Annotated in this window: 17 protein-coding genes; 7 read left to right on the forward strand and 10 right to left on the reverse strand. The window is 60.3% G+C overall.

The window, feature by feature from the left end; all coding sequences use genetic code 11:
- Positions 1-63: 63 nt before the first annotated feature.
- From CLU92_RS15270 to CLU92_RS15315, 10 genes are all read right to left on the reverse strand, one after another.
- A complete protein-coding gene (locus CLU92_RS15270) occupies positions 64-1206 on the reverse strand; it encodes a glycosyltransferase family 1 protein (protein ID WP_101482571.1) in 1143 nt (380 codons plus the stop codon).
- Positions 1206-2069, reverse strand: coding sequence for an NAD-dependent epimerase/dehydratase family protein (locus CLU92_RS15275; protein ID WP_101482572.1), 864 nt, complete (start codon positions 2067-2069; stop codon positions 1206-1208). The genes CLU92_RS15270 and CLU92_RS15275 overlap by 1 nt, the downstream gene beginning before the upstream one ends.
- A complete protein-coding gene (gene gmd / locus CLU92_RS15280; protein WP_101482573.1) occupies positions 2066-3100 on the reverse strand; it encodes a GDP-mannose 4,6-dehydratase in 1035 nt (344 codons plus the stop codon). The genes CLU92_RS15275 and gmd overlap by 4 nt, the downstream gene beginning before the upstream one ends.
- 303 nt (positions 3101-3403) lie before the next feature.
- On the reverse strand, positions 3404-4828 hold the full coding sequence (locus CLU92_RS15285; protein ID WP_101482574.1) for a mannose-1-phosphate guanylyltransferase/mannose-6-phosphate isomerase: 1425 nt from the start codon (positions 4826-4828) through the stop codon (positions 3404-3406).
- A 189-nt stretch (positions 4829-5017) separates the two neighbouring features.
- Positions 5018-6169, reverse strand: coding sequence for an acyltransferase (locus CLU92_RS15290; protein WP_101482575.1), 1152 nt, complete (start codon positions 6167-6169; stop codon positions 5018-5020).
- A gap of 145 nt (positions 6170-6314) precedes the next feature.
- Complete coding sequence (locus tag CLU92_RS15295) at positions 6315-7691, reverse strand: TolC family outer membrane protein (RefSeq protein WP_257561091.1); 1377 nt, start codon at positions 7689-7691, stop codon at positions 6315-6317.
- A 2-nt stretch (positions 7692-7693) separates the two neighbouring features.
- Positions 7694-9043 carry an HlyD family type I secretion periplasmic adaptor subunit gene (locus CLU92_RS15300; protein ID WP_257561092.1) on the reverse strand — a complete coding sequence of 450 codons (1350 nt, stop codon included), beginning with the start codon at positions 9041-9043 and terminating at the stop codon, positions 7694-7696.
- A gap of 11 nt (positions 9044-9054) precedes the next feature.
- A complete protein-coding gene (locus CLU92_RS15305; protein WP_101482577.1) occupies positions 9055-10842 on the reverse strand; it encodes a type I secretion system permease/ATPase in 1788 nt (595 codons plus the stop codon).
- A 273-nt stretch (positions 10843-11115) separates the two neighbouring features.
- Complete coding sequence (locus tag CLU92_RS15310; RefSeq protein WP_101482578.1) at positions 11116-13086, reverse strand: DUF4214 domain-containing protein; 1971 nt, start codon at positions 13084-13086, stop codon at positions 11116-11118.
- 441 nt (positions 13087-13527) lie between these two features.
- The gene (locus tag CLU92_RS15315) at positions 13528-14934 is read right to left on the reverse strand and encodes a FecR family protein (RefSeq protein WP_257561093.1); all 1407 of its coding nucleotides are present in this window, start codon (positions 14932-14934) and stop codon (positions 13528-13530) included.
- 197 nt (positions 14935-15131) lie between these two features.
- Between CLU92_RS15315 and CLU92_RS15320 the strand changes: the two genes are divergently transcribed.
- The 7 genes from CLU92_RS15320 to CLU92_RS15350 all read left to right on the forward strand — a co-directional run bounded on the left by CLU92_RS15320 (position 15132) and on the right by CLU92_RS15350 (position 22985).
- On the forward strand, positions 15132-17069 hold the full coding sequence (locus tag CLU92_RS15320) for a CHASE2 domain-containing protein (protein WP_257561094.1): 1938 nt from the start codon (positions 15132-15134) through the stop codon (positions 17067-17069).
- The gene (locus tag CLU92_RS15325; protein WP_101482579.1) at positions 17066-18292 is read left to right on the forward strand and encodes a lipopolysaccharide assembly protein LapB; all 1227 of its coding nucleotides are present in this window, start codon (positions 17066-17068) and stop codon (positions 18290-18292) included. The genes CLU92_RS15320 and CLU92_RS15325 overlap by 4 nt, the downstream gene beginning before the upstream one ends.
- A gap of 43 nt (positions 18293-18335) precedes the next feature.
- Positions 18336-18665, forward strand: coding sequence for a VanZ family protein (locus tag CLU92_RS15330; protein WP_101482580.1), 330 nt, complete (start codon positions 18336-18338; stop codon positions 18663-18665).
- 54 nt (positions 18666-18719) lie between these two features.
- Positions 18720-19466 carry a Crp/Fnr family transcriptional regulator gene (locus CLU92_RS15335; RefSeq protein WP_101482581.1) on the forward strand — a complete coding sequence of 249 codons (747 nt, stop codon included), beginning with the start codon at positions 18720-18722 and terminating at the stop codon, positions 19464-19466.
- Between the two features lie 164 nt (positions 19467-19630).
- Entirely contained in the window at positions 19631-20431 is an 801-nt protein-coding gene (locus tag CLU92_RS15340) for an ABC transporter permease (RefSeq protein WP_101482582.1), read from the forward strand.
- Positions 20431-21654, forward strand: coding sequence for an ABC transporter ATP-binding protein (locus CLU92_RS15345; protein WP_101482583.1), 1224 nt, complete (start codon positions 20431-20433; stop codon positions 21652-21654). The genes CLU92_RS15340 and CLU92_RS15345 overlap by 1 nt, the downstream gene beginning before the upstream one ends.
- The gene (locus tag CLU92_RS15350; protein WP_101482584.1) at positions 21651-22985 is read left to right on the forward strand and encodes an FkbM family methyltransferase; all 1335 of its coding nucleotides are present in this window, start codon (positions 21651-21653) and stop codon (positions 22983-22985) included. Before CLU92_RS15345 ends, CLU92_RS15350 begins: the two co-directional genes overlap by 4 nt.
- The last annotated feature ends 3 nt before the right edge of the window (positions 22986-22988 follow it).

Consider the following 22988-nt stretch of genomic DNA (forward strand, 5'->3'; position numbering starts at 1 on the left):
AGCCTGGAGCCTGCTGCCTGGGCAGGCGCGGGCGGACCAAAAAGAAATAGCGCTCCCGGCGGCTCAGGCCTTTGCGCCCAGTACCTGGCGGTAAGCCGCGACGGTCTTTTCCGCGCACAGGTCCCAGGTGAACTGTTTGCTACGCGCCAGGGCCTTGGCCGACAGCACTGCCCGCAGCGCGTCATCTTCCAGCAATTCGGTGATGGCGTTTGCCAAGCCATCCACATCGCCCGGATCGATCGCCAGGCCCGTGTCGCCCACTACTTCAGGCAGCGAGGACACATTCGATGCGATCACCGGCACGCCGCAAGCCATGGCCTCCAGCGGCGGCAAGCCAAAGCCCTCGTAAATGGAGGGGTAAATCAGGGTTTTCGCGCCGGCCAGCAAGATGGCCAGATCCTCGCGCGACAAATAGCCCAGCTGGCGCACTTCCCCGGAACGCAGCAAGGGTGCGATCTGCTGTTCCAGGGCCGAGGTGTGCCAGCCCTTCATGCCCACCAGCAGCAAGGGATAACGCTTCCTCAAGGCGGGCGGCAGCAACATGAAGGCATGCAGGGCAGACTGCAGGTTTTTCCTCGGTTCCAGCGTCCCCACGGCGATCAGATACTCGCCGTGCTGCAAGCCATGGACTTGCAGCAGGGCCAGCGTTTCGGCTGGCGAGCGGGGGCGAAACATGGACTCGACGCCCAGCGCCACCGGCACGATGCGCTCCGGGGCGATCTGGAAGACATCGATCAGTTCGCGTTTGACGAAGGCCGAATCGGTGAGTATCAGGGCCACCTGGGACAGGCTTTTTTCAAAGAACTGGTTCATCGCCCGCACGCGCTTCACCGGATGCGTATGCGGATAGCGTATCCAGGACAAATCATGCACCGTGATGATCGATGGCGGCTTGCATTTGAACGCCAGGAAATTGGGCTCATGATAAACGTCAGGCTGCTGCGCCCGAATGCCGGACTGGAAGCGAATCTGCTGCACAAACCGCCCTACGGCATATGGGTTCGGCACGAAGCGGGTAATCAGGGACTTGATGGTCAGAATGCCCGGCGCCGCCTGGCTGCGCAACTGCCGGCTCCAGCCCGTGCCATAGAAAAAATTCAGATCGACGTCGCCCCGCGCCTGCAGCGCTTGCGCAAGCTGATAGCTATATTGCCCGATACCCGTCAGCGGCGACAGCAGCGAGGTTGCATTAAAGGCAACCCGCATCACACCCTGCCGCTGGCGGCATGCTCAAGCATCCAAACCAAGGTTTCGCGCAGGGGGGGCTGGCTGAGGCCGGGCGCAACGGCGTCCAGCTTGGCCGAGGAGCCGGACAGGCGGTGAATTTCGTTGGCGCGTACAAAAGCGGGGTTGACGCTGACCTCCAGTTGGTGGCCGGTAATGTCGGCCAGCAGCGCCAACACCGAACGCAGGGTCGCCGGACGTCCGCCGCAGATATTGTACATTTCACCGGCTTGCGCATGGCCGAGCAATTGCAGATAGGCATCACACACGAAGCGCACATCGTTGAACTCGCGCTCGACGTCGAGATTGCCCAGCTCTATCCTGTCTGCCCGGCGGGCAAAGTGATCGACCAGCTTGGGGATCAGGAACGACGAAGCCTGGCCAGGGCCGGTGTAATTGAAGGGACGGGTAAAGAAGATCGGCAAACGGTCCAGATAAGTGCGCGCCATATGCTCCATCGCCAGCTTGCTGGTGGCGTAATGGTTCACCGGCGCCGGCGGCTGCGTCTCCGCTATCGGCGATTGCAGGCAATTGCCGTACACATTGGCACTACTGGCCAGCAATACGCTGCGCGGCGGCTGCGCCAGCCCGGCCAGGGCATCGAGCAGATTGAGCGTGCCGATCACGTTCACGTCATAAAAGCTGCCGGGGTCGGCATGGCCGACAAAGCTGATGGCAGCCAGATGCACCACCGCTTCCGGCGCCGCCTCAGCCACTTCGGCGGCCAGGGCGGCCCGGTCATCGAGCTTGGCCCGCAGGGACACAATCTCGTGGCCACAAGCGCGCGCGCGCGCGACAAAATGCTGCCCCGTGAAACCGCTCGCGCCTGTGACTAGCAGCTTCAAAATGAAAAGCCGTGCGTATTGCGCTGTACATCGGCATGCACCATCATCTGGCACAGCTGTTCCAGCGTCGTCGTTGGTTCCCAGCCCAGTTTCTCTTTCGCCTTGAGCGGATTACCAATGAGCAACTCCACTTCGGCCGGACGATAGAACTTCGGATTGACGCGCATCACGGTCTTGCCGGTCGCAACATCGATTGCGACCTCATCTTCCGCGCTGCCCTTGAATTCAAGCGCGATGCCGACTGCCTTGAAGGCCATGGAGACAAAGTCGCGCACGGTTTCGGTGCGGTTGGTCGCCAGCACGAAGGTATCGGGCTCATCGACCTGCAGCATGCGCCACATGCCTTCCACATATTCCTTGGCATAGCCCCAGTCGCGCTTCGCGTCGATGTTGCCCAGTTCCATGCAATCGAGCTTGCCCAACTTGATCTTGGCCACCGCATCCGTGATTTTGCGCGTCACAAACTCACGTCCGCGCAATGGGCTTTCATGGTTGAACAAGATACCGCTGGCGCCGAAAATACCATAGCTTTCGCGATAGTTAACGGTCATCCAATGCGCATACAGCTTGGCCACGCCGTAAGGGCTGCGTGGGTAAAATGGCGTGCTCTCGACCTGCGGCACAGCCTGCACCTTGCCAAACATTTCCGATGTCGACGCTTGATAGAAGCGGATCTTCGGATTCACCAGACGAATCGCTTCCAGCAAATTGAGTGCGCCGATGCCGGTGATATGGGCCGTCGCTGCCGGCTGATCGAAACTCACGCCGACGAAGCTCTGGGCGGCCAGGTTGTAAATTTCATCAGGCTGGACGCGCTGTACCAGGGCAATGTTGGAACCGGCATCCGTCAGGTCATACTCCACCAGATGCAGATTCGGATGGTCCTGGATGCCCAGCTCTTCGATACGCCAGAAATTAACCGAGCTGGTGCGACGATACGTGCCGTAAACGGTATATCCCTTTTCCAGTAAAAGCTGGGCCAGATAGGCCCCGTCCTGGCCGGAAATACCGGTGATGATGGCTTTTTTCAACTTAGGCACTCCAATTGTAATATATTTTCAGCAAATAATTGCTGTATTGCTAACAGGTAAAGGCAGGCGGCATTCAGGCGCCCATGACGACGCTGCGCCCGGCCTGCGGGCTACTGCCAGGGCCAGACAGTTTCCGTCGGTGCGGCGCCTGCAAAGTGACGCGAGGTGCGATGGGGAAGCTTGCCGCAGCAGCTGCCGGTGGCACGCCTATGCTATCTCAGCGGACATTATACTGAAGGAAGCCCCGCACGATAAAAAATACTGGCAGGGTAGCAGCACGCCGCCTGGCAACTTCAATGTATTTCAGACACGTCCATAATTATCCTGGAAGCGGACGATATCGTCCTCGCCCAGATAATCGCCGCTCTGCACTTCGATCATGACAAGGTCGAGCACACCAGGATTTTCCAGCCGGTGCTTGTGGCCTGCCGGAATATAGGTGGACTCATTGGTGCTGACAAACAATTCACGCTCGCCGTTGACGACCTTGGCCATACCGCTCACCACGATCCAGTGTTCGCTGCGGTGATGATGCATTTGCAGGCTCAGGCTGGCGCCAGGCTTGACTTCGATGCGCTTGATCTTGAAACGCGTGCTGTCTTCCAGTACCGTGTACGTGCCCCACGGACGGTGCACGGTGCGGTGCAGCTTGTGAGCGTCATGCCCGCGCGACTTCAGGCTGGCATACAAGTGCTTGACATCCTGCGCATGGCGGCGGTCGGCCACCAGCAAGGCATCCGGCGTATCGACGATGATCAGATTATCGATGCCGACGGCGCCGACCAGGCGCTCCTTGCTCTGTATGAAACAATTACTCACGCCATGCAATTGCACTTCGGCATCGACACGGTTGCCATCGGCGTCCGGTTCGATCAGTTCACCCACCGCATTCCAGGAACCGATATCGCTCCAGCCTATGCTGCAGGGCACGACCGCGACCTTGCCCGATTTTTCCATCACGGCATAATCGATCGAATCGTCGGCCACCTGCTCAAAGGCCTGGGCATCGAGTTCAATCTGCTGGAAGTTCTTGCCCTGTGCCGTGCTCGACTGCTCCAGGCATAGACGGGTGGCGGCCAAAATCTCGGGGCAGTGCAACTCCATCTCACTGATCATCGCGCCGGCGGCAAAGCAGAACATGCCGGAATTCCACAGGTAACGACCGCTTTGCAGGTACTCCCTGGCTTTTTCCAGCGATGGTTTTTCAACGAAGCGCAGCACTTTATTGCCTTCGGCCTCGATGTAGCCGAAGCCGGTTTCCGGTGCTTCGGGCTGAATGCCGAAGGTGACCAGCAAGCCCTCGCGGGCCAGCGGCACGGCTTGCGCCACGGCAGCGCCAAACGCCGCCTCGTCATGTATCAAATGGTCGGCAGCCAACACCAGCAGCAAGGCATCTGGCCCATGGGTCGCGGCCACATGCAAGGCGGCGACGGCAATCGCCGGCGCCGTATTGCGTCCGCATGGTTCCAGGATATAACTATTATTGAGGGCCAGACCAGGCTTGCCGGCGACGGCACGGTATTCGTCGGCCGTCTTGAAAAACAATTCGCGATTCGTTACCGTGAGCACTTCTGCAACATCGGGCAATACGGCGCCACGCAACCAGGCTTTTTGCAGCAGGCTGTGACCGTCGGCCAGGCGGATGAAAGGCTTCGGATGCAGTTCCCTGGAGACTGGCCACAGACGCGATCCCGCGCCGCCGCATAATATAGTTGGTATGAGTTTCAATGATGCTCCCTTAATTGCATGCTCGCCGAAGCTTAAACCTCAAATTGTATCCATAACGGACAGAAAGGGGAATTGCTTCGGGCAATCAATTGTAACAATAACAAACACCGGGCATATAGCCCGGGAAATTAGAGTATTTGATCAGGCATCAACTAAATACCGGGAGACGGATGATTCGCCGCAATTATTTCATTTGCTGCTGGCGACGCCGCCTGTGACAGCAACTGGCGCAGCTTGTCCCGCCCCCTTGTCCATGCCCGATGTGCCGTAGTTGCGGCGCATGCGCAGGAAGGGTTCTTCGATGGCGCTATAGCTCAGGGTGGCAAGCGCCCAGGTGGCAGCGTAGCTCAGGACCAGCAGGATGGCCGCATTGAGCCAGACGCCGGGCACGATGGAGACCAGGCCAAACCATTGCTGTAGCAGATGGATCAAGGCCATGTGCAAGAGATAGAACGAGTAGCTGACCTTGCCACCGTGGTTGAGCATGCGCTCCAGCCAGGCTGGCAACAGCGAGCGTTCGCGCGCCAGCCATGCGACGATGAAGCAGGCCCAGCCGCCGCTTTCCAGCATCGACCAGAATATCCAGAACGCCGACTTGGGCGCAGCGCCGAAGGCGGCATAGTGCGACTGCGCCGCACTGTTGCCAAACACCAGCAAGGCTGCAGCCGGCAGCAGCCAGATGGCGTAAGCCTGCAACCTGGCGTGGTGGCGCTGGTAGAGCAAGGCCGCCAGCATACCAATCAAAAATTGATCGAAACGGCCGACGAAGGTGCTGAAATACATCAGCTCGCTATTCTCATTGACCGTATAGGCTGCCAGCTTGAAGAACAACATCAAGGCCAGCAGTTTGAGCAGATAGCGCGGCCCCTGCTCCATGGCAAAGCGGGCCAGGAAGGGGAAAACCATATAAAACAGGAATTCGAGCGAGATGCACCAGGCCGCCCCGGTAACAACCGTGCCCGACGTCGGCGACATGCCGAGGTTGGTGGTGAACAGGTACAAAATATCCTGCGGCTGAAATTTATCGCGGCCGATCGAGGTCGCCAGCAGGAAAATCGTCAGGAACAGGGGAAAAATGCGCAGCAAGCGGTTGCGCACGAAATGGCCATACTCGATGGTGCGCTGGTGCAGCGCGATTTGCATGAACAGGAAACCGGACAGCGTAAAGAACAGGCCGACCCCGGTATGCCCTTCGCTCACCAGGCCGAACCAGGAGCTACCCAGCGCGGCACCGCCAGAACCGCGATAGGCCAGATAGAAATGGAACAGAAACACCAGCATGGCGGCCAGCCAGCGCAATTGATCGATGCGGGGATTATAGGGAAGATTCAGAGATTTCATCAGAACAATACCGGGCTGCTGGGGAACGTCATTATACGGCGCTGTCCACGCCAGCCAGCGAAAAAAACGACCGGCGCCGTCAGCATGGGCGCCGGTCGCTTTTTCACTGTCTACGCCAGGTCCGGCTATTGGCTGATGCTGGGTATCAACGGAAATAGTTGGCGATTTCCGTCACGTCGGCACCGTTCAAGGTACCGGCGGCGGCCTTCAGGCGCACCACACCGAGTAGATAGCTATAGCGCGCCTGCGCCAGGTCGCGCTGGCTGGTCACCAGTTGCTGCTGCGCATTCAGCAGGTCGAGGTTGATGCGCACCCCGCCCTTGATGCTTTGCTCGGTCGCCTTCATCAGCATGGTGCCCGAATCGACCGCCTTGAGCAGCGCGTCGACCTTGGCCATGCTGCTCACCACCACGCTGTGGGCCTTGCGCAGCTCTACCAGCATCCGGTTGGTGCGCACATCGAGCTCGGACTTGTAGCGCTCGGTCGTGGCAACTGCCTGGCGCGATGTCGCACTCACCTGCCCGCCGGAATACAGGGGAATATTCAACTGGAAACCAAGCGAGCGGTTCAGCGTACTCTGGTTAACCGTGGTGATGGAGTCGGAATCGCTGTTGCTGTAGGTCGCAACAAAGTCGAGCCGCGGCATGTGGCCGGCCCGCGCCTTCTGGATTTCCTGCTCGTAGATTTCCACGGTATGACGCGCCGCCCTCAGCTCCGGGTTGTTCGCCATCGCGATAGTGCGCCACTCCTCGTAGCTGGCCGGCAGCAAACGCTCGACTCGGAAATTCGGCGCCAGCGGCGCAAGGTTATCCACTTCCATGCCGACCACGCCTTCGAGCGCGTTACGCGCGGCGGTCACGGCGTCGCGCCCTTCTATCACCTGGGCCTCCGCCAAGTCCAGCCGGGCCTCGATTTCCAGCATGTCGGTCTTGGTCCCCTCGCCTTTTTCAAACATGCGCTTGGTGACCTTCCTGTGCTCTTCAAGTGCATCGCGCTGCGCCAGCACCAGCGCCACCTGGTCACTCGCAAACAGCATGTCGAAGTAGGCGCTCACCACACGCATGGCCACATCGCTGCCGCTGAGTTCGTACTTGGCCTCGGCTTCCTTGCTTTGCGCAACGCCCTGGCGATAGCGCGCCAGCGCGTCCATGGCAAACAGCGGCTGGCGCAGCTGCAGCACGGCGGAACGGCTGAGGTATTGCGGATGGCTCTCTGACTTATACGTGCCCAGGCCCTTGGGCAGGGTCTGGATTACGGTCTGGTCGGCACGATTGCGGCTGCCGCTATAACTTGCACTCAAGCTGGGCAACAGGCCGGCGCGCCCGATGACGCGGCTCTCCTTGCCTGCCTCGCTTTCATAAAAACCCATCTTGTAGGTCGGGTCGTTCTTCAGCGCCGCATCGTATGCCTGCTGCAGATTGAGCGCTGCGGCAGAGCCGGCCCCCATGGCCATCAGGGCGCCAAGGGCACACGCCATGGCGCGCAGGCGAAACTGTTGAGTCGTCTTGGTCAAAATCGGCACGGTTATTCCTCGCTCAGCGACGACTTCGACCGGTCGAAGACAGGCTTCAACAGATAGTTCATCATCGTGCGTTCGCCCGTCTTGACGAACAGCTCCACCGGCATGCCGGACTGAATGGCCAGCTTATGCTTGGCGATCAGCACCGCACCTGCGGGCGTCACCTTGACGCGCACTTTATAGTAGGCAAAGCCGGTGCGCTCTTCGACTGTCCGGTCGGCGGCGACGTTGACTACCTGTCCCGGAATATGCGGCGTGCGGTTGGTATTAAAAGCCGAGAATATCAGCTCCACCGGCAAGCCAGCATGCACCCGGTCCACCAGGTTGACCGGCAATTGGCCCTCGACGACGAAGGGGTCGCCGCTAGGCACGATATCCATCATGCGAAAGCCCGAGGGCACGACGCCGCCGTTGGTGAATACATTCAGACCGACCACGATGCCGTCGACCGGCGCCTTGACATCCGCATTGGCCAATTCATATTCCTGCGCATCCATGCGGCTGGCCAGCGCTTCCGCTTCCTTCTGCACGTCGGTAAGGGTCGTGCGCACTTCTTTTTGATAATCCTGTATGCGCTGGCTGCGGCGCAAGCCGTATTCGATGATCTGGTGCTGTACGCGGCCGATCTGGCCGAGATCGTCCGACACGGAACCATTCACCTGGGCGTAAGTACGCTCGAGTTCGAGCAAGCGGTTGCGGGCCACATAGCCTTCCTTGGCCAGGTCGCGCATGCCGGCCAGCTGCTCCGTCAACATGCCCAGCTGAAGCTTCTTGTTTGCAAGAGATTCCTTGATGCCGGCCAGCTGCTGCGTCAGGCCGGCGACGGTCTGGTCGTACGCGCCCAGCTCATTTTGCAGCGAAGACTGGCGCGAGCTGAACAACTGACGCTGCAAACCCATCACTTCCAGGACCCGCGGATCGTCCTTCTTGGCTAGCAATTCGGCCGGGAAAGCAGGCTGCTTGGCGCCGTCGCGTTCGGCGACCAGGCGCGCCTCGGTGGCGCGCGCCGTCACATACTGGCCACGCGAGATGTCCGTCTGCGACTGTGCCGTCACCGGATTCATGCGCACCAGCACCTGGCCCGCCTTCACCACCGAACCTTCATGCACCAGGATCTCGCGCACCGTGCCACCGGACAAATGCTGCACCGCCTGGCGGTTCGATTCGCTCGCCACCACGCCAGACAGGGGCACGCCCTTGTCGAGCGGTGCAAACAAGGCCCACAGCATGAAACCGCCAAAGCCGAACAGCACCAGGAACCAGCCGAACCTGGTGTAGCTCCTGGCATCGGTATCCACCGTGACCGGCGTGACTTCATGCGTGACGACCTCGGCCGCCTCTGTTTTTTGTTTCATCAAATTGCGCATTATTGATCCTGTTCCGTCGTTACTTGTGCCGCCGCCTGCGCGGCAGCCAGTTGCGCCGCATGCCGATGGGCCGCCTCCTGCTGCGCCAGCGCCACCTTCTGCGCCTGCTCCGTCAATGCCGCCAGCACCTTGTCGGTAGGGCCGAACATCTGCACCTCGCCTTCACGCAACAGCAACAGCTTGGTAGTGGCGCTGATGATGTTGGTACGGTGGGTAATCATGATGATGGTCTTGCCGCGGGCCCGCAGGTCGGCAATGGCTTTCACCAGGGCTTGTTCGCCCACTTCATCCAGATTCGAGTTGGGCTCGTCGAGCACAATCACGGACGGATCGCCATACATCGCGCGCGCCAGTCCCAAACGCTGCTTCTGCCCGCCGGACAGGCCGGCGCCGCCGTCGCCCAAACGGGTGTCATACCCTTCCGGCAGGTGCAAAATCATGTCGTGCACGCCGGCGCGCTTGGCCGCGAGCACCACTTTTTCAGGATCGATGTCGCCGAAGCGGGCGATATTTTCGCTCACCGTGCCACCGAACAATTCAATATCCTGCGGCAGATAGCCCATGTTAGGGCCCAGTTCGGCCTTGTTCCACTGATAGATATCGGCGCCATCGAGACGCACCTTGCCTATTGCCGCCGGCCACACGCCCACCAGCAGACGCGCCAGTGTCGACTTGCCCGAGCCGCTGGCGCCGATGACGCCCAGCACGTCGCCCGGCACGATCGCAAAGTTAATATTCCGGATCACTGCATTGCGGGTGCCTGGCGGCGCGGCAGTCACGCCTTCCACGCTCAGGGCGCCGCTCGGCTTGGGCAAGGGCATGCCAGCATCGCGTGCAGGGTTGTCGCTCAGCAGGCTGGTCAGGCGATCATAGGCGCTGCGGGTGCTGCTGAAGCTCTTCCACACGCCGATCACTTGCTGCACCGGTGCCAGCGCGCGCCCCACCAGGATGGAGGCGGCAATCATCATGCCGGCCGTAATTTTATTTTCAAGCACCAGTAGCGCGCCGAAGCCCAGCACCAGCGACTGCAAGGAAGTCTGCACGAATTTGGTGGCCGCCTGGATCTTGCTGGCCTTCTCGCTGGCCTCGGCCTGCAACTTCAGGAATTTTGAGTGCAGCTTGTACCAGCGCCCCATCAAATTGGGCAGCATGCCCATCGACTCGATCACTTCGGCGTTGCGCAAGTTGTTGGTGGCCAGGGTGCCGGCCTCGATCGCCATGCTGTTTGCAGCCTTGAGCGGGTCCTTGGTGACGCGTTCGTTAACATAGGCCAGCACCACCAGGACCGCCGTGCCACACAGGGCGAAGACACCCAGCTGGGGTTCAAAGAAGAAAATAACGATCAGGTAGACGGGGAACCAGGGCGCATCGAAGAAGGCGAACAGGGCGTTGCCAGTCAGGAACTGGCGCACGCTGGTCAGGTCCGACAGCGACTGGCCGGCATTGGCGCCTGTCTGCTTCAAATTCTGCTCGAAGGCCGCCGTGTAGACGCGCTTGTTGAGCTGCATGTCGAACATGGCACCGACGCGCACCAGGATGAAGCTGCGCACCAGCTCCAGGCCGGCCACAAACAGATACGCCCCCAGCATCAGCAGGGTGAGCATCAGCAGGGTGATTTCGTTGCGGCTGCCCAGCACGCGGTCATAGACCTGCAGCATGTACAGCGACGGAACAAGCATCAGCAGGTTGCTGATGGCACTGAAGACGCCGACCGTGATGAAAGTGCTCTTGAAACCCTGCAGCACACTCGCGAGTTCGGTCTTGGCGTGGGAAATTTTATTGGTCATTTTATCGTGGCAGGTCAGCGGTAAGATACGAGCAGCGGCTCGAAGTACCCAATCATGTCCGGCAGCCTGGCAGCCCGGCTTGGCTGGCCAAAGATTATTGAGCATTGCCATTATCGCTCAAAAACACAAAAATTTGTGATGCACATCACAAATTTTACCCATGAGCAATCGAAATGTCGCCTCTGGAAGACAAAAAACCCCGCCACCTTGCGGTAGCGGGGTTGAGGGATCAGCAAGCCGGCATGGCCGGCCGCTGCTCGCCTACGGCATCACTTATACAGTGACGATGCCGTTTGCGAAGTGCACGTCGGTTGCGTTCACGCCCACCAGGGTGATGGTGATGGTGTCGCCCGATTCCGAACCGTAAGCTGCTTTTTCCACCGTTACGACGGTGTTGGCACCGCTTTGTGCCAGGAAGATTTCCAGCACTGCATTGTTACCAGCAGCTGGCTTGCCAGCGTTCAGCACGTAGTCGCTACCGACGAACAGCATGTCTTTATCATCCAGACCAACAACGGTGCTGTTCACGTCACCTGCGACAAAAATGTCGGCAGCCGAAGTGGCCACGTCAAAGCTCGTCAGGGTAACTGGCTTAGCCAAGCCATGATCAGCGAAGTTTTGCTCAGCAGCAGCGATAGCAGCTTTCAGGCCGTCCATTTCTTTAACCACCGCGTGTGCGGCATCCAGTTTCGCCACGGCTTCCGTCAGCGCTTTGATATCAGCAACAACGTCGGCAGCATCCGCTTTAGCACCGGCCAACGCATCAGCCAATGGATTGACGGTATCGGCAGTGTCAAACGCGGCAAGCTTGGTGTTGAAAGCAGTCACCGCGGTAGCGGCATCAGCAGCAGCCTGGGTCTGGGCTGGAGTAACTGCGGCACCAGCAGCCGTAACAACTGCATCAGCAGCTACTTTTGCAGCGGCCAGGCCGAGGATTTCAGCATTGATCTGCGCTGCAGTTGGATACTCACCAGCAACGATTTTGACGATGGTCATAGCTGCACCGACGTCTACCAATTTAGTACCGGAAACATTAGCATCGAAATCCGAACGATTGACGTCCGCTTGGGCGGCCAGTGCTGCTTTATTGGTCGTGCCTTCCGCCTTGTCAGCAGCTTCTTTGGCGATGCTGGCATTCAGGACAGCGGTGATGCCTGGATTGGTCGTTTCAGTAACGCCGGTTTCCAGTACCAGCTTCTTGGAATCTGCATCAACCTTGATCAGGGTAGCAACCGTACCGTCAGCATTAACAGTAATTGCGCTGTTGTTTACAATGTACGATGCTACAACACCTGCCAGGGATGCTTGGGCAGCAACCGTTGCCTTGTGTGCAGCAGTGTCAGCAGCGGCAGTAACTTCCGCTTTTGCAACATACGTAGCCAAAACTGCATCTTTAGCAACTGCAGTATTGGCGGTAGTGATTGCTTTCTGCGCGTCAGCCAGAGCTTTTGCATTCGAATCAATTTTATCTGCCAACGCAGCTGCCTTGACGCCAGCCGTTTGGCCAGGTGCATTGTAAACACCGCCTACGATCGAGCCAACGCCACCGGGGCCAGTGTCAGCAGTGGTTTCAAGAGCTTTCACTTGCGCTTCGGTCAAGCTGGTCTTCGCATTGTTGTCGCCGTCAGCAGCTGCCAGGAACGTAGCCAGGGCTTCGCCTGCATTGGTCAGCGCGGTCAGCGCGCCAGGCACCGTGAATGGAACGCCAGCCTTAACAACAGCGGCAACTTTTGCGTCCAGGGCAGCTGGTACGATTGCTGCGGTTGCATCTTCAGCGGTCTTGATGGTTGCCAGGAAATCTTTGGCAGCTTTGTTTGCATCCGCGCCGTTGTAGCCAGCTTTTTCAGCATCGGTGTCCAGTGCTGCGGTGAAGCTGGTAGCGACCAGTACTTTGCTGTCGTAAGCAACTTTATCGGTGCCTTGGGCGCCGGCAGCGATTTTGGTCACAGCTTGGTCGATGGTGAATACCTTGTCGCCAACTGCTTTGACCCAGTATGCCAGACCAGGCGCATCAGGAGCGTGGCCAAACAGGTTAGCGTAGATCTGCGAGATCACGCCGGAGGTGTTCACTTGAGCGTATTCGGTCTGGTATTCGGTCGATGCTGCGAATGCGGCGGAAACGGCTGCGGTGCTGCCATTGGCTGCAGTAACTACGCCTTCCCAGTAAGCCAGGCCAGCTGCATCAGCAGGACGGTTGAAGTAAGCGACGTACAGCTTTTGGATTGCATCGGTATAAGTTGCCATGTATTGCTCCTGAGTAGATCAAAAAGATCATTAAGTAAATCGATTCTGCAGCCACACTCTGTGTCTTGCAGCCCAACGTTCCGCATCATGACAGAAGGCAATGCGCATTAATGTGACCACGATCACAAAATGAAAATAAATTTCTCTAAAACATTGGTTTTTTTCGATATTACTATTGGCAATATCAGTAGCAAGGAAAATTATTAATATTAATGCAACTATAGAGTAATCAAAAAGGTGGCGAATACATCGGGGGAAAATCCGCTTGTGACGTGCCATGCCCCAGGGAAACACTCAGCCATGCGCCGCCCATGCATGGATGGGCAAGTGCGTGAGCCGCAACATAAAACACCCCGCAATGAAAAACCCCGAAAGTTGGCGTCCAACTTTCGGGGTTCGGTTTACATGCGCGGCATGCATAATAATGCCGCCGTATGCTGCTTATTGATTTTTAATGCGCCAAGATGTCCCGCCATTAATGGTTCGGCGGGCATCGATGCGCCCGTCAAAGATATACGCGGCGGTACCGCCCTTTTCATTGCTCAATACACCATCGACATTCATATGGCCGGCGCGGCCGTTTGCATCGTCGCCGTACAGCCGGCCATCGGCCGACAGTGCGCCCTGCGCCTGGAACTTGAACGACTCATCCTTGCTGGTCAAATCGAAGGAGGTGGCGAAAGTCTTGCTGCCGAAATTCACGTCCAGGCGGCCATTCGACAGGCTGGCAGCCGCCGTCGTCCGGTTGCCATAGCCGTAGTCGGTATACACATACGCCTCGCTGGCGGCCATGCTGAACCCCACGCTGCCATTTTCGCGCGCCACGTACTCCTTGCCGGGTGTGCGGAACAGGGCAAAATTGCCTTTCACGGCCAGCAGTTCCGAGCGATTGCGCTCCTCGGTCAAGTCGATCGTCGCGGGAGGCGCCCCAATGCGCACAAAACGCCCCCACAGGATGCCACTGTCCTTTTGCGGCACGATCACGGGCGGCACCACGGGTGGCAGCACTGGCGGCAGCACCGGATCAGGCTTATGGCCCGAGTCGACCACCGGTGGCGGCGTCACGACGGGGGGCACAGGCTCCTGCGGCACGCGGGGGACCACGGCCTGGGCCAGGCTTTCATTTTTCTTCGCATCCAGGTTCGGCTCGACCACGATGGCGGCAGGCGCATTCGTCATGGCCCCGCTCTTGGCCAGCGGTTCATCGCTGCGCGGTGGAGCAATGTTGTCGGGACCAACGTTAGCACTCGACATCAATTGCGGCGCACCCTGGCCGCGCTGGATCTGCAGCAGCTGGCCGCGCTGGCTGGCCGACAATTCACGGCTGGCCATCCCCTCGCAAGGGCCGACGCCTTCCCGGCTGCAGGCGCCGGCAAAACCACTGACCACGATGCCGCCGGAAATGACGGCCACGCGCGAGGTGTCCTGGTCGGTAAAGACCGTGAAGTCGGTGCCGCGCACGCCAATCGCGGCCACCGGCGTGTTGAAACGGAAGTTCTGGCGCGCCAGCTTGACGGCGTCGCCCGACTTGCTGCGCGCAACGCCGCTCAGCAACTCCAGCTTGATGCGGGTGTTCTCGGGGGTCTTGGCGTCGATATGGTAAGTCACGATGCGCGCCCGGGTATTCGGGCGCAGGATGAACAGGCCATTGTCGAGCGTCTTGATATAAATAAAGCCATCCGCGCCAGTCGTCAGCAGCTCGCCTTCCTGCACGGCAGCGTCCTGCAGCGCCGGGCGATCCACCACCTGCGCCATCCCGGCAACAAAGATGATCTTGCCCGCTTCCGCGGCGTGGGCTAGCTGCGCGCAAAGCGCAATGCTGGCTGTAACTAACAATTTACGCAACATGAGTTCTCCATTTTCCCCATTATCCGGCCTGCCGGGAATTAGATCAGTGATGAGGATCACATTTTATCGAATTCCCCAGGCCTGTGCCCGCAGTTACAATTTGTATCAACTGCTGCAACTGCTATGTGGCAGCGGACACAACACGATATACTTACTATTTATTCACTGCAAGTGTACCCGCACTTTCCCGGCCAGACGTGCTCGATCCCCGCCCACCTTCCCCTGCCATACGACGCACCGCCCGCCCAGGCCTGGTCCGCTCGGCCATCGCCCTGCTGGCCATCCTGCTGACGATCTGGGCGCAATGGGGCAGCACACCCAGCGCCTCCGTGTTTGCCAATGAATGGGTGCGCGATTTTTTCGTGCGCCTGCAGGCCAGCAAGGCGCCCGAGCCGCGCATATTGGTGGTCGATATCGATGAGGCCAGCCTGGCCAAGCTGGGGCCATGGCCCTGGCCGCGCGACCGCCTGGCCGAACTGGTCGAAACCTTGTTGACACATTACAGTGCGCGCGCAGTGGCGCTCGATATCGTCCTGCCCAAACCTTCGGAGGGCCAGGGCGACCAGCGCCTGGCACTCTTGGCCCAGCACGGCCCGCTGGTGCTGGCGCAGATGTTCGATTACAACTTTGGCCGTCCCGAGCCGGTGCGCGACGGCCAGCCAGCCGGCGCCAGCACCCGCTACCCCGGCGGCCAGGTGCAGGCTGCCGGCTACATCGCCAACCATCCAGGCCTGGCACAGGCTCGCCACGTCGGCAATATCGGCTTCATTCCGGACGCCGACGGCGCACTGCGCCGCGTGCCGCTGATGACCACCCTGGAAGGCCAGCACTACCCCGCACTGGCGCTGGCCATCGTCAACTGCTGCCAGGGCGGCGGCGCACTGGCGCTGCCGGACACCGGCCTGATGCGCGTAGCCTACAAGCGCGACTGGAGCGCCTACACCGTGGTGTCGGCCGCCGACATCCTCGACCAGGCGATCGATCCGGCCAGCGCCGCCGGCCGCCTGGTACTGGTGGGTTCCTCCTCGCTGGGCATAGGCGACCGCGTCATCACCCCCTTCCATGGCGACCGCCCCGGCCTCGGGGTACAAGCCGCCGCGCTTTCCACCTTGCTGGACCAGCAAGCCGGACTGGCGCCGGCGCCCTGGCCCGGTCGCCTGCTGGGCGTCCTGTTTGCCATTGTCGTCACGCTGGGCGCCAGTTACGCCTTCCCGCGCCTGTCGGCAACCTGGAGCGTCGGCTTGCTGGGCGGCGCATCCGTGCTGTGGCTGGCGCTCGCGTATGTCATCAACCCCCACGACCCGGACTTTTCAACCACCGGGCCGCTCGCCACGAATCTGTTCCTGCTGACGTTTGCCGTTCCCTACCATTGGCAGCTGAGCCAGCGCAAATCGCGCTACCTGCTCGATACCCTGCGACTCTACGTGGCGCCGAAAGTGGTCGAGCAGCTCATGCGCAGCGATGTGAAGGACCCGCTCAAACCGCGCCTGCTGGACGTGACCACCCTGATTGCCGACATGGAAGGCTACACCACCCACGTCGAATCGCTGCCGGTGGAAGAAGCGGCCCGGCTGACGCGCGACTTTCTCGATTGCCTGACCGCTCCCGTGATCGACCAGCAAGGCACGCTGGACAAATACACCGGCGATGGCCTGGTGGCATTCTGGGGCGCACCCTTGCCGATCGAACACCACGCCGACCTGGCGCTGGACGCGGCGCACGAGATCCTGCGCCGCGTAGCAGGCCTGAGCGCCGAACGCTGCCTCAACGGACACCCGCCCCTGCGGGTGCGCATCGGCATCGAAAGCGGACGGGCCATGGCCGGCGATTTTGGCACCTCATTTCGCAGCATTTATACCGCGGTCGGCGACAGCGTCAACACCGCCTCGCGCCTGGAACAGGCGGCGCGCGACTTCAGCCATGACATCATCATCGGCACCGGCACGGTCGAGCGCGCACGGCGCCACCGTTTCATCGTGCTGGGTGAACGCATATTGCGTGGCAAAGAAAAACCAATTACCTTATACACTCTTGATTTGAGCATGGCACCTGCCCTTCCCATACCCCCTGCCCCCCGTATTACCCAAGGCATCACGCCTGCCAGCAGTAGCAACAGCATGGACGACGCAGCATGAGCCTTCGGCGCGGCGTACTGCCGTCCGTCCTGGCCTTGTTTTGCATGCTGCTTGCCGTCCCTGCAGTCGCGCAGGAGCCGCCGCCGGCCCACTCCGATCCGTATCAGGAAGCGCTGCAATCGCTGTCCGAGGGACGCAAGAATGATGCATTGAAGCAATTCCAACGTGCCATCGACGAAGAGCCGATGCACGCCGGCGCCATGCTTGAAATCGCGCTGATCCAGTGCAGCATGGGCAATATCAGCGAAGCAGAACGCCTGTTTTTGGAGATCGAACTGCGCTTCAGTCCGCCGCCCGGCATCATCGAACTGATCACCACGGAACGCCGTACCGGCTGCCACGGCAGGCCGGCGCTATCCTCGTCGTCGTTCATCTTCGGGCGCGGCTTCGACCAGAATGTTAACCAGGGCGCAACGAACCCCTATTACTCCAATGTGCAGGGCGAGTTGATGTTGCTGACCGATTTCCTGCCCAAGTCCGACCAGTACAGCTTGCTTGGCGCCGACTACATGCGCGAAATCACGCCCAACGGCAGCATCGGCTTCGCCCAGTTCCAGAGCCGCCGCAACGATACACTGCGGCAGTACGACAGCACTTCGCTGTACTTGGGCGTGGAGTCGCCCTACCGCCTCGGGCGCTGGACCGCCCGCAGCACGGCCATGCTCGGCCTCACTACCCTGGGCGGCAGCCTGTACCAGCGCCAGGCCCAGTTGCAGGCCCGCATCGTCCCGCCGCTGCCGCTGCCCGACAGCCTGCAGGTCACGCTGATGGGCGGCATCACGCATATCCAACACGTAACATTGGCCAACTTCGACGCCAACACCTTCGAGCTGCGCGGCCAGCTCAGCTACCGAAAAGACGATTTGTACGGCAACGCCAGCCTCGCTTATGTGCAGGACCGTGCGGTCAGCGACCGGCCGGGCGGCGACCGCCGCGGCATGGCGCTGAACCTGCTGGGGCGCCGCCTGCTGTGGGCCAGTTGCATCGGCGAGATGGCATACGTCTACCAAAAGTGGGACAGCGAACTGCCCTACGCGCCGGGCATGATCAATGAAGTGCGGCACCAGGCTACCCACGTCATGCGCGGCACGCTGATCTATCCGCTCGGCAAAAATCAAGCCCTGCAACTGGAAGCGCGCTTCGTGCGCAACAATAAGGATATTTCACTATTCCAGTACAACAACCGGCAACTGCAATTGAGCTACCAGTGGCAAAGTCCTTGAACGTATACAATCAGGCCTGTTCAATCTTTTGATCTGGAATGCAATGCACTGGGAATTGATGCTGTTCATCGCCATCGCTGCTGCCATGTCGGCAGGCTGCCTGGTGCCGAACCGCTGGCTGCCGCCTTTGCCTAACGATAAACTGATGCACTTCGCCGGCTTCGCCCTGCTCAGCGCGATTGCCGCGCGCATCGCCAGTGGACCGGGCGAAACGGCGCTGTGGCTGCTGGGCCTGCTGATCGCCGGCTGGCTCATCGAATGCCTGCAGGCGCTGGTACCGACCCGCGCCTTCTGCTGGAAAGACATACTGGCGAACACGGCCGGCATTGCCCTGGTGGCTATCGTCGTCGCATGCTGCAGCCTGTTCGCGTAATGCGGCATGGCGCCTTGCGCCTGCGCCGCCCCTTTGATACCTGACACGACACCTATGACACTTCGGAAGCTGGATGCAAACGCACTGAACAATGAAGCAAGCGGCACTGCTGCGCCGGAAGAACAGCGCCACATTCAAATTCACCTGCGCAAGATCCCGCTGCTGGCCGAACTCAGCGAGGACGAAATCACCCTCGTCAAGAGCGAGGTGCGCATCCGCCACTATGCCAGGCGCGAAGTGGTGTTGCACAAGGGTGGCAGCGGCGATGGCCTGCTGTTCCTGCTGTCGGGCCAGCTGCAAGTCATCGACGTGACCGAAGATGGGCGCGCGGTCGGCCTGCGCATGCTGGAGCCGGGCGACTTTTTCGGCGAAATCGCCCTGATCAACAATTCGACGCGTTCCGCCTCGGTGCTGGCGATGAGCCCGGTGCTGGTGGCCTTCCTGCCGGCGCCGACCGCGATGCACCTGTTTTCGCATTCGCCATCGGTGGCCAAGCAGATGCTGAAATACCTGGCGCAAAAAATCCAGCGCGACTCGGAATTTCGCGCGCTGCTGAGTATCAGCAACACGGCCAGGCGCATCTATGCCTACCTGGCACTGATGCAGACGACGCAGCCGGACGGCATCGTGGTGGAAAACCTGCCTACCCACCAGGACATTGCCAACATGATCAACACCAGCCGCGAAACGGTCACCCGCGCGCTGCTGATGCTGGTACAGCAAGGTATCGTGCAAAAAGAGGCGCACCGACTCTTCATCAAAGACCCCGACGCCCTGAAAAAACTGGTGCAAGGAGGGTAATTTCTTTGCAAGAAGGTATTGCGCCGGTATCCGGGCACTGGGGTGGGTACGGTATAATTCCGCTCTTATCAATTCTAGGGTGCTGCCTGCCGTAACGGTAGCGCAATTTTCTCCATGGTGACAGTTTTAGCGGCATTGCCGTCCAGCCGGCTGCGGGGCTGGGCATGATTCCCAGCACGATGCTGCGGGCCCTGTGGTCGTATCGCGGCTTCGTCATCGGCAGCGTAAAGCGTGAATTCCAGTCCAAATACCGTCAAGCGATGCTGGGTGCGGCCTGGACCGTACTGAGCCCACTGGCTCTGATCCTGGTGTACACCCTGATCTTCTCCCAGGTAATGCATAGCAGACTGCCCGGCGTCACCTCTGAATTTGGCTACAGCATCTATTTGTGCGCCGGCATCCTGACCTGGGGCCTGTTTTCCGAAATCGTCACGCGCGCCCAGAACATGTTCCTGGAGCACGCCAACCTGCTCAAGAAAATCAGTTTTCCGCGCATTTGCCTGCCCGTCATCGTGGTCCTCAATGCCGGCCTCAACTTTGTCATCATCTTCGCCCTGTTCGTCCTGTTCCTGATTTTCTCGGGTCAATTTCCAGGCTGGATTTTCATTGCCGTAGCGCCCGTGCTGCTGCTGCAGATCCTGTTTGCCATCGGCCTGGGCATGGTGCTGGGCGTGCTCAATGTATTCTTCCGCGACGTCGGCCAGTTTTTTGCGATCTTCATCCAGTTCTGGTTCTGGCTGACGCCTATCGTGTATCCGGCGTCTATCCTGCCGCCGGAAATGCGCCATTACCTGGCCTGGAATCCGATGGCCGCGATCACCCAGGCTTACCAGACGATACTGGTGACAGGCCAGGCGCCCGATTGGGGCAGCCTGCTGCCGGCCGCCATCTGCGCCGTGCTGCTGTGCGTGCTGGGCATGCAATTATTCCGCAAACGTGCCGGAGAAATGGTGGATGAACTCTGATGGGCTCGATAACAGTCAGTCACCTGGGCAAGGCCTACAAGCAATATCCCACGCGCTGGTCGCGCCTGGCCGAATGGCTGCTGCCGTTTCGCGGCCCGCGCCACCAGCTCAAGTGGATTTTGCAAGACATTAATTTCCACGTTGCGCCGGGTGAAGCCGTCGGCCTGATCGGCATCAACGGCGCCGGCAAGAGCACGCTGCTGAAACTCATTACCGGCACCACCCAGCCGACCACCGGCAGCGTGACGATGCAGGGCCGCGTGGCGGCGCTGCTGGAACTAGGCATGGGTTTTCATCCGGACTTTACCGGTCGCCAGAACGTCTACATGGCCGGCCAGCTCCTGGGCATGTCGGTCGACGAGATCACCCGTTTGATGCCGGAGATCGAGGCCTTCGCCGAAATCGGCGACTATATCGACCAGCCGGTGCGGGTCTATTCCAGCGGCATGCAAATGCGGGTGGCGTTTTCCGTGGCCACCGCGCGCCGTCCCGATATTTTGATCGTGGACGAGGCCTTGTCGGTCGGCGATACGTATTTTCAGCACAAGAGCTTTGAGCGCATCCGTCAGTACCGGCGCCTGGGCACCACGCTGCTGCTGGTGTCGCACGACAAGCAAGCCATCCAGTCGGTATGCGACCGCGCCATCCTGCTCGATGGCGGACGGCTGGCGCGCGTGGGCAAGCCGGAAGAGATCATGGATTATTACAACGCCATGATCGCCGAGCGCGAGAACCAGACCGTGCGCGTCAATGAACGGGCCGACGGCAAGGTGCAGACCATTTCCGGCACTGGCGAGGCCAGCGTGGCCGATATCGCCCTGCTCGACGAGCATGGCGCGCGCGTCGAAGTGGTGGACGTCGGCAGCACCGTGACGCTGGAAGTGACGGTGCAGGCGCATGCCGATATCCCGCGCATGGTGCTGGGCTATATGATCAAGGACCGTTTGGGCCAGGCCATGTATGGCACGAATACCCACCTCAAGCAGATGCCGCTCGAAGAGGTCAAGGCCGGCGCGCGGCTGCGCTATTGCTTCGCGTTCGCGATGAACCTGGGGCCGGGCACGTATTCGGTCTCGACCGCCATCGTCAGCACCGACACCCACCTGGTCAACAACTATGAATGGCGCGACTTGGCGCTGGTATTTACCGTGATGAACATGCACCGGCCGCACTTCGAAGGTACGGCCTGGATAGACCCTACTGTCAATATCGTCCACCTATGACCTTCCTCACCTACGCTCAAAACTTCGAAGACGTGCTGCTGTGGCGCGCCCTGCAGCACGTCAAGAACGGCTTTTACATCGACGTTGGCGCCAACGACCCGGTGCTGCACTCCGTGACCAAGGCCTTTTATGACCATGGCTGGAGCGGCATCAACATCGAGCCGATGCCGTCCTACCACCAGGTGTTCGAGCAGCAGCGTCCGCGCGACATCAACCTGGCCGTGGCGGCCGGCGCCGCAGCCGGCGAGATCACGCTGTTCGATGTGCCGGCCATGAACGGCTGGGCCTCGACCGACAGCGCCGTGGCGCGCGAGCATATCGCCGAAGGCTACGCCGTGGTGGAAACGGTGGTGCCGCTGCGCACCCTCAGCGATATCTGCGCCGAACACGTGCGCGGCACCATTCATTTCCTGAAAATCGATGTCGAAGGCTTCGAGGGCGAAGTGCTGCGCGGCTTCGACCTGCAACGCTGGCGCCCGTGGGTGCTGGTGATCGAGGCGACCCTGCCCGGCAGCCGCGTGAGCAACCACGCCGACTGGGAGGCTCTGGTCACCGACCACGCTTACCATTACGCTTATTTCGATGGCTTGAACCGCTATTACGTGGCCGACGAACAGCGCGCCCTGCTCAACGTGCTCAATCTGCAGGCCAATGTCTTCGATGACTTCATCAGCTATCACCTGGACGCGGCCTGGAAGGAAAATACCCGCATTACCACGGTGGCGCAGCAGGCCCAGCTTGCAACAGCCGAGGCGGTGGCGCTGCGCGCGCAAGCCGAGCAGCAAGCGGCCGCGGCAATCCAGGCACAGCTCAGCGCGGGCAACGCCATTGCCTCGCTTGGCCAGGCCGTCAATACGCTCGAGAGCGTGCTGTCACAGGCGCAGCAGCGCCTGGAGACAAGCGAACGCGAAGCGGAGCAGCTGAAGGCCCGTGTCGCCGCCTACCAGCAAATGGAACAGTGGGCCAACGGCCTGCAACAGCGTTTGGTGCAGATCGAAACGAGCTTGACCTGGCGCGCCATACTGTCCCTGCGCCACGTGACGCAACTGCCGCGCAAGCTGTATGCGCGCAGCCGTAACGGCGCCCGCCTGGTGCTGCGCCGCATCAGCAGCAATGAAAGAGCGCGGCGCTTGCTGATGCCGCTCAAGAAGCGTTTCCCCGCTGTCACCGAGCGCTTGATGCAAATCAGCCGCCAGCAGGCCTCGCCGCAAGCAAAAGTACCGACCCAGGCTGCCCATCTGGCCGTTCCAGCCGAACTGGCAGCACTGCCGCTGTCGGTGCGCGCCGTGCTGGCCGACTTGGCCTCGGCCATGCACTCTTCTTCACGATAATTC

The sequence above is a fragment of the Janthinobacterium sp. 61 genome (genome assembly GCF_002846335.1).
Taxonomy (GTDB): Bacteria; Pseudomonadota; Gammaproteobacteria; order Burkholderiales; family Burkholderiaceae_D; genus Janthinobacterium.

What these genes read in the sequence shown, in the direction of transcription:
- CLU92_RS15315 (WP_257561093.1), bottom strand. Translation starts at nt 14,934, where the DNA reads ATGTTGCGTAAATTGTTAGTTACAGCCAGCATTGCGCTTTGCGCGCAG.
- CLU92_RS15330 (WP_101482580.1), top strand. Translation starts at nt 18,336, where the DNA reads ATGCACTGGGAATTGATGCTGTTCATCGCCATCGCTGCTGCCATGTCG.
- CLU92_RS15290 (WP_101482575.1), bottom strand. Translation starts at nt 6,169, where the DNA reads ATGAAATCTCTGAATCTTCCCTATAATCCCCGCATCGATCAATTGCGC.
- CLU92_RS15305 (WP_101482577.1), bottom strand. Translation starts at nt 10,842, where the DNA reads ATGACCAATAAAATTTCCCACGCCAAGACCGAACTCGCGAGTGTGCTG.
- CLU92_RS15270 (WP_101482571.1), bottom strand. Translation starts at nt 1,206, where the DNA reads ATGCGGGTTGCCTTTAATGCAACCTCGCTGCTGTCGCCGCTGACGGGT.
- CLU92_RS15310 (WP_101482578.1), bottom strand. Translation starts at nt 13,086, where the DNA reads ATGGCAACTTATACCGATGCAATCCAAAAGCTGTACGTCGCTTACTTC.
- CLU92_RS15335 (WP_101482581.1), top strand. Translation starts at nt 18,720, where the DNA reads ATGACACTTCGGAAGCTGGATGCAAACGCACTGAACAATGAAGCAAGC.
- CLU92_RS15325 (WP_101482579.1), top strand. Translation starts at nt 17,066, where the DNA reads ATGAGCCTTCGGCGCGGCGTACTGCCGTCCGTCCTGGCCTTGTTTTGC.
- CLU92_RS15340 (WP_101482582.1), top strand. Translation starts at nt 19,631, where the DNA reads ATGATTCCCAGCACGATGCTGCGGGCCCTGTGGTCGTATCGCGGCTTC.
- CLU92_RS15345 (WP_101482583.1), top strand. Translation starts at nt 20,431, where the DNA reads ATGGGCTCGATAACAGTCAGTCACCTGGGCAAGGCCTACAAGCAATAT.
- CLU92_RS15300 (WP_257561092.1), bottom strand. Translation starts at nt 9,043, where the DNA reads ATGAAACAAAAAACAGAGGCGGCCGAGGTCGTCACGCATGAAGTCACG.
- CLU92_RS15350 (WP_101482584.1), top strand. Translation starts at nt 21,651, where the DNA reads ATGACCTTCCTCACCTACGCTCAAAACTTCGAAGACGTGCTGCTGTGG.